The following is a 12129-nucleotide window of genomic DNA, read 5'->3' on the forward strand; positions in this document are numbered from 1 at the left end:
AGCCTGAGAACTGGACCTATATGTACGTATACGACGAGTACGATCAGCGGATCATCGAGGACCGCGTCAAGCAGTTCCGTGATCAGACCCGACGCTATCTGGCAGGTGAGCTGAGCGAAGAAGAATTCCGCCCCCTGCGCCTGCAGAATGGCCTCTATATCCAACGCTTCGCCCCGATGCTGCGAGTCGCCGTGCCCTACGGCCAACTGACCGCGCGCCAGGCGCGGATGATGGCCAAGATCGCCCGCGACTACGACAAGGGCTACGCGCACATCAGCACCCGGCAGAACGTGCAGTTCAACTGGCCGGCCCTGGAAGACATCCCGGACATCCTCGCCGAGCTGGCCACCGTGCAGATGCACGCCATCCAGACCAGCGGCAACTGCCTGCGCAACGTCACCACCGACCAGTTCGCCGGCGTGGCCGCCGATGAGCTGATCGACCCGCGCCCCTGGTGCGAGATCGTCCGCCAGTGGACCACCTTCCACCCGGAATTCGCCTACCTGCCGCGCAAGTTCAAGATCGCCATCAATGGCTCGACCTCTGACCGTGCGGCAATCGAAGTCCACGACATTGGCCTGGAGCCGGTGTACAACGCCGCCGGCGAGCTGGGTTTCCGCGTGCTGGTGGGTGGTGGCCTGGGCCGCACCCCGGTGGTCGGCGCCTTTATCAATGAGTTCCTGCCGTGGCAGGACCTGCTGAGCTACCTCGACGCCATCCTGCGGGTGTACAACCGCTACGGCCGTCGCGACAACAAGTACAAGGCGCGGATCAAGATCCTGGTCAAGGCCCTGACCCCCGAAGTGTTTGCCGAGAAGGTTGAGGCCGAGATGGTCCACCTGCGCGGCGGCCAGACCACCCTCACCGATGCCGAAGTGCATCGCGTGGCCAAGCACTTCGTCGACCCGGACTACAAGAGCCTGAGCAACCAGGACGCCGAACTGGCCGCCCTGGACCAAGAGCACCCGGGTTTTGCCCGCTGGCGTGTCCGCAACACCCTGGCCCACAAGAAGCCGGGCTATGTGGCCGTGACCCTGTCGCTCAAGCCCACTGGCGTGGCCCCGGGCGACGTCACCGACAAGCAGTTCGATGCCATCGCCGACCTGGCCGAGCGCTACAGCTTCGGCCAGTTGCGCACCTCCCACGAACAGAACGTGATCCTCGCCGACGTCGAGCAGAGCCAGCTGTTCACCCTGTGGGGCGAGCTGCGTGAAAACGGCTTCGCCACCCCGAACATCGGCCTGCTGACCGACATCATCTGCTGCCCGGGGGGCGACTTCTGCTCCCTGGCCAATGCCAAGTCGATCCCCATCGCCGAATCCATCCAGCGCCGCTTCGACGACCTGGACTACCTGTTCGACATCGGCGAGCTGGACCTCAACATCTCCGGTTGCATGAACGCTTGCGGCCACCACCACGTGGGCCATATCGGCATCCTCGGGGTGGACAAGAAAGGCGAGGAGTTCTACCAGGTTTCCCTGGGAGGCAGCGCCAGCCGCGACGCCAGCCTGGGCAAGATCCTCGGCCCGTCCTTCGCCCAGGACGACATGCCCGATGTGATCTCCAAGCTGATCGACGTGTATGTGGAGCAGCGCACCGAAGACGAGCGCTTTATCGACACCTACCAACGTATTGGCATCGACCTCTTCAAGGAGCGCGTCTATGCAGCGAATCATTAAGAACAACGAGGTCATCGACGAAACCTGGCACCTGCTGCCCAAGGACGCGACCCTCGACGGCATCTCCAACTGCGACGACCTGATCGTGCCCCTGGCCCTGTGGCGCGAGCATGCCCATGCCCTCAAGGCCCGCGATGGCGGCCTGGGCGTGTGGCTGGATGCCGACGAGGAAGCTGAGGAAATTGGCGATGATGTGCAGCAGTTCCAGGTCATTGCCCTGAACTTCCCCGCCTTCACCGATGGCCGCAACTACTCCAACGCCCGCCTGCTGCGTGACCGCTACGGCTTCAAGGGCGAACTGCGGGCGATTGGCGATGTGCTGCGCGACCAGCTGTTCTACCTGCAGCGCTGTGGCTTCGACGCCTACGCCCTGCGGGCCGACAAGGACCCCTACGAAGCCCTGGAAAGCCTCAAGGACTTCTCGGTGACCTACCAGGCCGCCACCGACCAGCCGCTGCCGCTGTTCCGCCGCCGCTGAGTCAAGGCGTCAACAAAAAGCCCTGGACCGGGAAACCGGTTCAGGGCTTTTTTGTCTCTGCCTACTGCCTCTATCGTAGGAGCCGGCTTGCCGGCGAAGAGGCCCTTGGATTCGATGGTGATCTGGAGGGCGCCTTCGCTGGAACGCGGAACGCCGCCCGGCCAGCTCCTACACAAGCTGGCTCTTGCAATTGGGGCGTTACCAGAAACGCTGCTGGGTCAAGCGACTCCACCAGGTCAGCAACACCCGGTCAATGGAACCACTGGCTGCCAGGCCAACCCGCTCCTGCAGACTCTTGCGCTCGGCATAGTGCAGGTGGAACACCTCGGCGTTCTTGGCCTTGGCGGCCAGGTACTCGTCGCTGGTCTGCAACTCGTCCACCAGCAGTTTTTCCTGCGCCGCCACTCCCAGCCACACCTCGCCGGTGGCCACTTCATCGATGGCCAGTTGCGGGCGATAGCGCGCCACGAAGTTCTTGAACAGTTGATGGGTCACGTCCAGGTCTTCCTGGAATTTCTCCCGACCCTTCTCGGTGTTCTCGCCGAATACCGTCAGGGTGCGCTTGTACTCGCCGGCGGTGAGCACTTCAAAATCGATGTCGTGCTTCTTCAGCAGGCGATTGACATTGGGCAGTTGGGCCACCACGCCAATCGAACCGAGGATGGCGAACGGTGCGCTGATAATCTTCTCGCCGATGCAGGCCATCATGTAGCCGCCGCTGGCCGCGACCTTGTCGATGCACACCGTCAGCGGCACCCCGGCCTGGCGGATGCGCGCCAGCTGCGACGAGGCCAACCCATAGCTGTGCACCATGCCGCCGCCACTTTCCAGGCGCAGCACCACTTCGTCCTTGGGCGTGGCCAGGCTCAGCAGCGCGGTGATTTCGTGGCGCAGGCCTTCTGTGGCCGAGGCCTTGATATCGCCATTGAAATCCAGCACGAACACCCGGGGCTTGGCCTCGGATGGCTGTTTCTTGTGCTTCTTCTCGCTCTTTTCGGCCTTGCTCTTGGCCTTGCGCAGGGCCTTGAGCTGTTCCTTGTCCAACAGGCTCTGCTCCAGGCGCTCGCGCAGGTCCTTGTAGAAATCGTTAAGCTTGCTGACCTGCAACTGCCCCACACCCTTGCGTCGGCCCTTGCTGCGCAGCGCGGCGGCGGTGATCAGCACCACCAGGATGGCGACCACCAGGGTCACGGTCTTGGCCAGGAAACTGGCATATTCGGTGAAAAACTCCACAGGCACTCCTCAAACATGAATCGCTGCCAAGCCGCAGCGCAATGGGCCCAAGCATACCGGCGCGACCGAGCCGCCACCAGCGGCGAAACCTCGCGTAACCAAGCTCTAACAAGCATTTCAAACAAGCGTATGTTTTTTCATTGACAGCTCACCGGCATCCTCATAACCTCGCAAAACTTTCAACGTGCCGGGATGACGCGGACGTGGGCAGCATCTACCTGATTCGACATGGCCAGGCCTCCTTCGGTGCCGACGACTACGACGTGCTGTCGCCCGTTGGCGTGCGCCAGGCGCAGGTGCTCGGCGAGCATATGGCGGCCCTCGGCGTGAGCTTCGATCGCTGCCTGTCAGGCAACCTGCGGCGCCAGCAGCACACCGCGCAGAGCGCCATGCAGCAGATGGCCGCCGCCGGCCAGAGCAGCCCGGAGCTGGAAATCGACGCCGCGTTCAACGAGTTCGATGCCGACGCCATCATCCGCGCCCTGCTGCCCGACCTGTTGTCCCAGGAGCCCGAAGCGCTCAAGGTACTGCGCCAGCCCGCGCAGCACCGCGCCGAGTTCCAGCGCATCTTTGCCCTGATCATCCAGCGCTGGCTGGCCGGCACCTACGACCCGCCCGGCCTGGAAAGCTGGCTGGGGTTCGTCGAGCGGGTCCAGGGCGGCCTGCAGCGAATTCTCGAAGCGGCGGACAACCAGCAGAAGATCGCCGTGTTCACCTCCGGCGGCACCATCACCGCCCTGCTCCACCTGATTACCCGGATACCTGCCCAGCAGGCGTTCGAACTGAATTGGCAAATCGTCAACACCTCGCTCAACCAGCTGAAGTTTCGCGGACGCGAGGTGTCTTTGGCCTCCTTCAACGGTCATGCCCATCTGCAACTGTTGAAGGCCCCGGAGCTCATCACCTTCCGTTGAGCCCGAATCACTGTGAACCCCGGCTGTAACCACCCATAAAAGGATCGAACCATGACCTCCGTAGCTGACGCCGTACAAGCCATGCAAGCCAAGTTCAACCCAGCTGCCGCTGCCGGCCTGGACCTGGTCTTCGGTTTCCGTATCGATGATTCCAAGCACTTCTCCCTGGTCGTCAAGGACAGCACCTGCGAACTGAAAGAAGGCGAGAACCCAGACGCCCAGGTCACCCTGGTGATGGACGGCGAAACCCTGGACGGCATCGTCAGCGGCGAAACCGACGGCATGCAAGCCTTCATGGGCGGCAAGCTGCGCGCCGAAGGCGACATGATGCTGGCCATGAAGCTGAGCGAGCTGTTCCCAGCCTAAGACCCCACAAGGTCTGGCTGCACCCGAATCCCGCCCTGGTGGCGGGATTTGTCGTTTCTGGCTCCAAAAAAGTCCCTGGCCCGCGCCTTTGCCCTGAATCAATACCGCTGGGCGGCTGGTATTTGGGCCAACACGCTTGATTGATCTCGGTCAGTTATCGCCCCACAACGCCCCTCTACTCTTGCGCCTTCCATTGCGGCCAGGGACGGCTCAGCCGGAACCCCTGCCACACCGCTATCACTCACGGAAGAGTCTGCTTATGCGATCACTGAAGATCATCCTGCTGTCCACCGCCTTCAATGGCCTGACGCAACGCGCCTGGCTCGACCTGCGCCAGGCCGGGCACCGCCCCAGCGTGGTGCTGTTCACCAGCGAGGAAGAGGTTTGCCGGCAGATCGAGGAGGCCGAGGCCGACCTGGTGATCTGCCCCTTCCTCAAGGACCGGGTGCCGCAACAACTGTGGAGCCAGAGCAAGCGTCCGGTGGTGATCATTCACCCAGGCATCGTCGGCGACCGCGGCGCCAGCGCCCTGGACTGGGCCATCAGCAAGGAACTCAAGCGCTGGGGCGTCACCGCACTGCAAGCGGTGGAGGAAATGGACGCCGGGCCGATCTGGTCCACCCGTGAATTCAACCTGCCGGCCGGGCTGCGCAAATCCGAGCTGTACAACGGCCTGGTCAGTGACGCGGCGATCCACTGCATCCGTGATGTGGTGGAAAAATTCCGCAATGGCTACACCCCCGAACCCCTGGACTACAGCAAGCCGTCGGTGCTCGGGCGCCTGCAACCGAACATGAAGCAGTGCGACCGCACCTTCAGCTGGCACGACTGCGCGCAGTTCATCAAGCGCAGCATCGACGCCGCCGACGGCCAGCCCGGGGTGCTGGCAAGCCTTGCTGGCGGCCAGTACTACGTCTACGACGCCCACCTGGATTCGCGCAGCGGCATTCCCGGGCAACTGCTGGCGGTGCACGACGACGCGGTGCTGGTGGCCTGCGGCGACCACAGCCTGTGGATCGGCGCCCTGCGCCTCAAGCCCCAGCCCGACGAGGAAACCATCAAGCGCCCGGCCCGCCATGTACTTGGCGAACGCCTGGAAGGCGTGCCGGTGCTGGACTGGTCGGTGGCCAGCACGCCATTCAGCACCGAGGCCTACCAGCCGATCCGCTATCGCGAGTCGGGCCTGGTGGGCGAGTTGACCTTCGAGTTCTACAACGGCGCCATGAGCACCGAACAGTGCCAGCGCCTGGTCAGCGCCCTGCGCTGGGCCAAGGCCCGGGACACCCAGGTGCTGCTGGTGCGCGGTGGGCGCGGCGCCTTCAGCAACGGCGTGCACCTGAACGTGATCCAGGCCGCCCCGGAGCCGGGCCTGGAAGCCTGGGCCAATATCCAGGCCATCGACGATGTCTGCCAGGAACTGCTCACCGCACGCCAGCTGGTGGTCAGCGGCCTGACCGGCAATGCCGGCGCCGGCGGCCTGATGCTGGCCCTGGCCGCCGACGTGGTGCTGGCCCGCGCCGACACCGTGTACAACCCGCACTACAAGAGCATGGGCCTGTTCGGCTCGGAGTACTGGACCTACAGCCTGCCCCGCGCCGTGGGCCAGACCCTGGCCCGGCAACTGACCGAAGCCTGCCTGCCGATCAGCGCCTTGCAAGCCCTGCAGATGGGCATGGTGCAGGAGGTGGGCCCGCGCTGCCCGGACGAGTTCGGCCTGTGGCTGCTGCAACGGGCCAATGGCGTGCTCAGCGACCCGCGCTACCAGCACCTGCGCCAGCGCAAGCTGGATGCCGACCCGCAACTGATGCAGCACTGCCGCAACAGCGAGCTTGAGGAAATGCACCTGGACATGGTGCAGAATCGCAAGGGCTTCGCCGAGAAGTGCCGCAACTTCGTCTACAAGCGCAAGGCCTGCTGCACCCCAGAACGCTTGATCGAAGACTGGGCCAAACCCCAGGACATCGCCCTGGTGGGCTGAGCCGCTTCACCGCTACCGGCTTGATTGCCTGCTTGGCGGCTTGACCTTTGCCCTTCCTGAACCGCCGCCCGACTCCCGGGCGGCGAATTCAGGCCTGCACCTGCAACAGCAAGGCCACCAGCGCCGTCCAACCGGTTTGATGGGAAGCCCCCAGCCCACGCCCGGTGTCACCATGGAAGTACTCATGGAACAGCACCAGCTCGCGATCCTCGGCTGTTACCTGCAATTGCGGGTAGCCACTCATGGAGGGCCGCAGCCCCTGCTCGTCCCGCAGAAACAGGCGGGTCAGGCGCTGGCTCAGGCTATCGGCCACTTCGCCCAGGGACGCCAGATAACCCGAGCCCTGCGGGTACTCCACCGAGAAATTGACGTCGTAGTAACGATGAAACTCGCGCAGGGACTCGATCAGCATGTAGTTGATCGGCATCCACAACGGCCCGCGCCAGTTGGAGTTGCCGCCATACAGCCGTGAATCGGATTCCGCCGGGGTGTAGCGGGCGCACAGCTGATGGCCGTCCACCTGCATCACGAAGGGCTGCTCGAAGGCCTTGGACAGGGAACGAATGCCGAACGCCGAGAGAAACTCGCGCTCATCCAGCATGCGCTTGAGCAGATCCTTGGTGCGTTCGCCGCGCAGCAGCGCCAGCAGCACCCGGTTGCCCTGGCCCGGCTCGTACCAGCGCGACACCAGGCTGGCCAGGTCCGGCCGGTGGTGCAGAAAGCCAAGCAGGCGCTGGGCCAGCCCCGGCAGCTCGGCATGTTCGTGCGGCTCCAGCACCTGCACCGCGAACAGCGGCATCAGGCCGACGATGGAGCGCAGGCGCAGCGGTTCGCTCTGGCCATCGGGGCGCTGCAGCACGTCGTAAAAGAACTGGTCTTGCTCGTCCCACAGGCCCTCGGCGCTGTCGTCCACACGGTTGATGGCGCCGGCGATATACAAGAAGTGCTCGAAGAACTTCACCGCCATATCCACATACACCCCGTTGCGCTTGGCCAGCTCCAGGGCGATGCGCATCAGGTCCAGGGCGTAGGCCGCGACCCAGGCGGTGCCATCGGCCTGATCCAGGCTGAAGCCCTCGGGCAAGGGTGCGGAGCGGTCGAACAGGGCAATATTGTCCAGGCCGAGAAAACCGCCCTGGAACAGGTTGCGGCCCTCGGCGTCCTTGCGGTTGACCCACCAGGAAAAATTCAGCAGCAGCTTGTGGAAGATGCGTTCGAGAAAATCCAGGTCGCCCACCCCGGTCAGGGCCTTGTCCTGCTGGTAGACCCGCCAGCTGGCCCAGGCATGCACCGGCGGGTTGGCGTCGTCGAAACGCCACTCGTAGGCTGGCAATTGGCCATTGGGGTGCATGAAACGGTCCTTCACCAACAGCAACAGCTGCTGCTTGGCGAACGGCGGGTCGATCAGGGCCAGGGCCACGGCCTGGAAGCCCAGGTCCCAGGAGGCGTACCAGGGGTATTCCCAGGTGTCGGGCATGGACACAATGTCGGCGTTGCACAGGTGCCGCCAATGGCTGTTGCGCAGGTGCTGGCGCGAGCTGGGCGGCGGCGGTTGCCCGGGGTCGCCATCGAGCCACTGCTTGACCTCGAAGTAGTACAGTTGCTTGGACCACAGCAGCCCCGCCAGGGCCTGGCGCTGCACATTGCGCACATCCGGGTCGCTGATGCCCTGTTGCAGCGCGGCGTAGAACTCATCGGCCTCACCACGGCGCTGCTCGAACAGGCGCCGGGCCGCCACGGGTGGGCTGCCGGCCGGGGCAAAGCGCAGGTACAGGCTGCGGCTCTCGCCGCCCGCCAGCTCCAGCACAAAGTGCGCCGCCACCTTGGTGCCGCCGTCGAAGGCCACCGCCGTGGCCTGGCCGTTCACCAGGTAATCGTTGATGCCGTCCTTGAACGGCCCCGGCGAGGCCAGGCCATCGAGCTTGGGAAAGTTGCTGTCGTTGTTGCAAAACAGCCACTGGCAGGGCTCCGCGCCCCAGGCGCTGATTTCCCGGTCGGCCAGCCGCGCATGCCGCGCCAGCACCTTGTCGCCCTCCAGGCGCAGGCTCGGCCGGGGCTCGTCACCGCCCCAGCTCCAGCTGTTGCGCGCCCAGACCTGGGGCAGCACCCGCAGGCGCGCCGGCTGGTGAAAGCGGTTGTGCAGGGTGACCCGCATCAGCAGGTCGTCGGCGGTGTGCTTGGCGTATTCCACCGTGATATCGAAGTAGCGGTTGTCTTCGAACACGCCGCTGTCGAGGATCTCGTATTCGGCGTCCTGCAGCCCGCGCCGGGCGTTCTCGGCCACCAGGTCGGCATAGGGAAAGGCCGCCTGCGGGTACTTGTAGAGCATGCGCATATAGGCGTGGCTGGGCACCCCATCGAGGTAGAAGTACAGCTCCTTGACGTCCTCGCCATGGTTGCCTTCGGCGTTGTCCAGGCCGAACAGGCGCTCCTTGAGAATCGGGTCCTGCTCGTTCCACAGTGCCAGCCCCAGGCACCAGTGCTGGGCCTGGTCGGAGAACCCCGCCAGGCCATCCTCGCCCCAGCGGTAGGCGCGGCTGCGGGCGTGTTCATGGGGGAAATAGGCCCAGGCATCGCCATCGGCGCTGTAGTCCTCGCGCACCGTGCCCCACTGCCGCTCACTGAGGTAGGGGCCCCAGCGCCGCCAGTGCTCGGCGTCCGCACCGAGCAGGCGCCGGCCTTCAAGGGTATCGAGAATGCTCCCGGGGGATTGTGCCGTCATGACAGAGAAGTCCTTGGCCCTGTAGGTGAGTTGCAGTGTAGGAGCCAGCGCCCGCGCCAGCCGCCGGCAACTGTTGCAGGGTGCTGGGCCGCCGCCCCCGCAAAACCGCAGGAAAGCCCGTGCCAGAGCCATTGGCCTTAATTTTTTGGCGCCGGGCTCGTTATAATCGGCAACCCTTTTATGGCCACACGGATTCGATGATGTTCAGTTGCAAAGCGTTTTTTCCCGGTGTGCTGCTGGTGGCAGCCTGCTCGGCCCAGGCCACGGAGCTGGACTTGAGCTACCCACAGCCGCCCTTGGCAGAGGCCAGCACCCGGGCCCCGGAAAGCGATGCGCCCCCGCTCAAGCTGCAGTTCCAGCCGGCCATCCGTTACGAGCACAGCTGCAGCGGGCAATGCAGCTACGAAACCGATATCCAGCAGTTGCACGAGCGTGAAACCCGCCACAGCGCCAGCATTGGTTTCGACTGAGGCCGGGCATTGAAGCCCTGGCGCGCTTGATCCACACTCGCGCTCTCAAGTCCTACAGCAATCTCAGAAAGTCCTGTCAGGCCAGTGCCTTGTCCGGTTCTGGGGGCCTGCCTATAGTCATCGGTCGTCCTGATGACGAACGGGTTTGGCGACCCGATGGCCGTGTGCGAGAGCCCTGTAGTTGTTTGCAGGGCTTTTCGCATCCGTAACGCTGCCTTCATGGCAGCTGTACGTGGGAGACCTTCGGGTCTGCCGGCTCCCCGGTCCCGGTTCGCCAACCTGCGTACAGCTGCCACCCTTCGTTTGGCGACGATCGAGTGGCGCTCTCAACTGACCGAGGCGTTACTTATGAACAGATACATGCCGATCACCGGCCATGACTGCCTGATCCCTTCCCTGCTGATCGATACCCAGGCCCCTGCCGATGTGCTCTACGAAGCGGCTGCCTATCGCATCCGCGCCGTGACCCAGCTGCTGGAAACCTTCGCCGCCCGCCCGGACATCCCCGGCGATGCCCTGGTGCTGCAGGAACTGGCGCTGGTGTGCGCCATTCCCCTGCGTGATGGCTGTGATGTGCTGGATGTATTGGGCCGCCGCTTGCGGGCATAACCCCCAACCGCAGGAGCCGGCTTGCCGGCGAAGAGGCCCGCAAGCCTGATGCAAGGCTTGAGGCCGCCTTCGCGGGCAAGCCCGCTCCTACGCCACAGCCGCGGTGGTGGTAATTATCGGCCTTCAGTGCACACAAAAACGCAACACCAGGCTGCGTCCTTTGTGATGGCTGGGCTAGGGTGGAAGCGATACAGTCGGCCCATCAGCGACCCGACTGACGCCCGACACAAGGATGCGTTCGATGACTGATCTGCACGAACTCCAAGCCACCGAGCTGCTGGCGCAATTTGCCAGCCGCAGGCTTTCACCCCTGGACTACTACGAGCACCTGCTGGCCCATATCGCCGCCTGGGAGCCGCATATCCGTGCGCTCTACGCCTTCGACCCGGAGCAGGTGCGCCAGCAGGCCCGGGCCGCCACCGAGCGCTGGCACCAGGGCACGCCCAAGGGCCCGCTGGACGGCATCCCGGTGACGGTCAAGGAACTGATCGCCACCCAAGGCACGCCGATTCCCCTGGGCTGCGCCGCCACCCGCCTCACGCCGGCGCTGCAGGATGCACCGCCGGCGGCGCGGATGCGTGAGGCCGGGGCGATTATCCTGGCCAAGACCACGGTGCCGGATTTCGGCATGTTGTCATCCGGGCTGTCGAGCTTTCACGGCATCACCCGCAACCCCTGGAACACCGCCTGCAATACCGGCGGCTCCAGCTCCGGGGCCGCGGCCGCGGCGGCCGCCGGCTACGGGCCGCTGCATATCGGCACCGATATCGGCGGTTCGGTGCGCCTGCCGTCGGCCTGGTGCGCTCTGGTGGGGTTCAAGCCGAGCCTTGGGCGAATTCCCATCGACCCCTACTACACCGGGCGTTGCGCCGGGCCCATGACCCGCAGCGTGGATGACGCGGTGCTGATGATGCGCTACCTGGCTCGCCCCGATGCCCGCGACGCCACCAGCCTGCCGCCGCTGACCAGCGACTGGAGCGATGCACCGCTGTCGGTCAAAGGCCTGAAGATCGGCCTGATGCTGGAGCCCGGCGCCGGGCTGCAACCGGAAGCCTTTGTCTGCGAGGCGGTGGAACGCGCGGCGCAGCTGTTCGAACGCCATGGCGCCCAGGTGCGGCCCCTGGCGCCGATCATGGACCGTGCCCAACTGGACGGCCTCGACCGCTTCTGGCGTGCCCGGCAATGGGCGGAACTGTCGGCCCTGGGCAGCGAGCAGTTCGCCCAGGTGCTGCCCTATATCCGTGATTGGGCGGCACCGGGGGCCGATCTGTCCGGGGTCGAGGCGGTGCAGGGTTTCAACCAGACCTTCGAGATGCGCCGCCGCGCCGCCCAGGTGTTCAGCGAGTTCGACCTGGTGCTGTCACCCACCAACCAGGTCAACCGTTTTCCCGCCGAGTGGCCGTCGCCAAGCAATGATCCGCAACAGCCCTTCGAGCACATTGTCTTCACCCTGCCGTGGAACATGGGCGAACAACCGGCGCTGTCGATCAACTGCGGTTTTGCCGCCGATGGCATGCCCATCGGCCTGCAACTGATCGCCCCGCGCTTCGCCGATCAATGGCTGCTGCAAGTGGCCAAGACCTATGAGAGCTGGCGTGGCCCGATCCACCGCTGGCCAAGCCCGCCGTCCCGCTAGCAGCGCACCTGCAACTGCCACCTTCACCCCAGCTCCAGGCCTCG

Annotated in this window: 10 protein-coding genes; 8 read left to right on the top strand and 2 right to left on the bottom strand. The window is 64.8% G+C overall.

The window, feature by feature from the left end; all coding sequences use genetic code 11:
• Nucleotides 1-20: 20 nt before the first annotated feature.
• On the top strand, nucleotides 21-1679 hold the full coding sequence (locus J4P02_RS21260; protein ID WP_426193896.1) for a nitrite/sulfite reductase: 1659 nt from the start codon (nucleotides 21-23) through the stop codon (nucleotides 1677-1679).
• Nucleotides 1663-2157: a DUF934 domain-containing protein gene (locus J4P02_RS21265; protein ID WP_426193898.1), complete on the top strand. Its 495-nt coding sequence runs from the start codon at nucleotides 1663-1665 to the stop codon at nucleotides 2155-2157. The genes J4P02_RS21260 and J4P02_RS21265 overlap by 17 nt, the downstream gene beginning before the upstream one ends.
• A 198-nt stretch (nucleotides 2158-2355) precedes the next feature.
• Here the strand turns inward: J4P02_RS21265 and sohB are convergent, their stop codons facing one another.
• A complete protein-coding gene (gene sohB, locus J4P02_RS21270) occupies nucleotides 2356-3390 on the bottom strand; it encodes a protease SohB (protein WP_426193900.1) in 1035 nt (344 codons plus the stop codon).
• Between the two features lie 203 nt (nucleotides 3391-3593).
• On the opposite strand from sohB, the gene J4P02_RS21275 reads away from it, so the two are divergent.
• The 3 genes from J4P02_RS21275 (at nucleotide 3594) to J4P02_RS21285 (ending at nucleotide 6648) form a co-directional block, all read left to right on the top strand.
• On the top strand, nucleotides 3594-4304 hold the full coding sequence (locus tag J4P02_RS21275) for a histidine phosphatase family protein (protein WP_426193902.1): 711 nt from the start codon (nucleotides 3594-3596) through the stop codon (nucleotides 4302-4304).
• Nucleotides 4305-4355: 51 nt separating this feature from the next.
• Complete coding sequence (locus J4P02_RS21280; protein WP_011061945.1) at nucleotides 4356-4670, top strand: SCP2 sterol-binding domain-containing protein; 315 nt, start codon at nucleotides 4356-4358, stop codon at nucleotides 4668-4670.
• A gap of 259 nt (nucleotides 4671-4929) precedes the next feature.
• A complete protein-coding gene (locus J4P02_RS21285) occupies nucleotides 4930-6648 on the top strand; it encodes a hydrogenase maturation protein (RefSeq protein WP_426193904.1) in 1719 nt (572 codons plus the stop codon).
• Nucleotides 6649-6736: 88 nt separating this feature from the next.
• On the opposite strand, the gene J4P02_RS21290 is transcribed toward J4P02_RS21285, so the two are convergent.
• The gene (locus tag J4P02_RS21290) at nucleotides 6737-9370 is read right to left on the bottom strand and encodes an MGH1-like glycoside hydrolase domain-containing protein (protein ID WP_426193906.1); all 2634 of its coding nucleotides are present in this window, start codon (nucleotides 9368-9370) and stop codon (nucleotides 6737-6739) included.
• A gap of 200 nt (nucleotides 9371-9570) precedes the next feature.
• Between J4P02_RS21290 and J4P02_RS21295 the strand changes: the two genes are divergently transcribed.
• The 3 genes from J4P02_RS21295 (at nucleotide 9571) to J4P02_RS21305 (ending at nucleotide 12085) form a co-directional block, all read left to right on the top strand.
• Nucleotides 9571-9840 (top strand): hypothetical protein, encoded by a 270-nt coding sequence (locus J4P02_RS21295; protein WP_426193908.1) that lies wholly within the window; start codon nucleotides 9571-9573, stop codon nucleotides 9838-9840.
• 348 nt (nucleotides 9841-10188) lie between these two features.
• Entirely contained in the window at nucleotides 10189-10449 is a 261-nt protein-coding gene (locus J4P02_RS21300; protein WP_426193910.1) for a hypothetical protein, read from the top strand.
• Between the two features lie 241 nt (nucleotides 10450-10690).
• Nucleotides 10691-12085 carry an amidase gene (locus J4P02_RS21305; protein WP_426193912.1) on the top strand — a complete coding sequence of 465 codons (1395 nt, stop codon included), beginning with the start codon at nucleotides 10691-10693 and terminating at the stop codon, nucleotides 12083-12085.
• Nucleotides 12086-12129: the final 44 nt, after the last annotated feature.

This window comes from Pseudomonas sp. NFXW11 (assembly GCF_049887815.1).
Taxonomy (GTDB): domain Bacteria; phylum Pseudomonadota; class Gammaproteobacteria; order Pseudomonadales; family Pseudomonadaceae; genus Aquipseudomonas.

What these genes read in the sequence shown, in the direction of transcription:
- J4P02_RS21285 (WP_426193904.1), top strand. Translation starts at nt 4,930, where the DNA reads ATGCGATCACTGAAGATCATCCTGCTGTCCACCGCCTTCAATGGCCTG.
- J4P02_RS21305 (WP_426193912.1), top strand. Translation starts at nt 10,691, where the DNA reads ATGACTGATCTGCACGAACTCCAAGCCACCGAGCTGCTGGCGCAATTT.
- J4P02_RS21280 (WP_011061945.1), top strand. Translation starts at nt 4,356, where the DNA reads ATGACCTCCGTAGCTGACGCCGTACAAGCCATGCAAGCCAAGTTCAAC.
- J4P02_RS21295 (WP_426193908.1), top strand. Translation starts at nt 9,571, where the DNA reads ATGTTCAGTTGCAAAGCGTTTTTTCCCGGTGTGCTGCTGGTGGCAGCC.
- J4P02_RS21300 (WP_426193910.1), top strand. Translation starts at nt 10,189, where the DNA reads ATGAACAGATACATGCCGATCACCGGCCATGACTGCCTGATCCCTTCC.
- J4P02_RS21265 (WP_426193898.1), top strand. Translation starts at nt 1,663, where the DNA reads ATGCAGCGAATCATTAAGAACAACGAGGTCATCGACGAAACCTGGCAC.
- J4P02_RS21290 (WP_426193906.1), bottom strand. Translation starts at nt 9,370, where the DNA reads ATGACGGCACAATCCCCCGGGAGCATTCTCGATACCCTTGAAGGCCGG.
- J4P02_RS21260 (WP_426193896.1), top strand. Translation starts at nt 21, where the DNA reads ATGTACGTATACGACGAGTACGATCAGCGGATCATCGAGGACCGCGTC.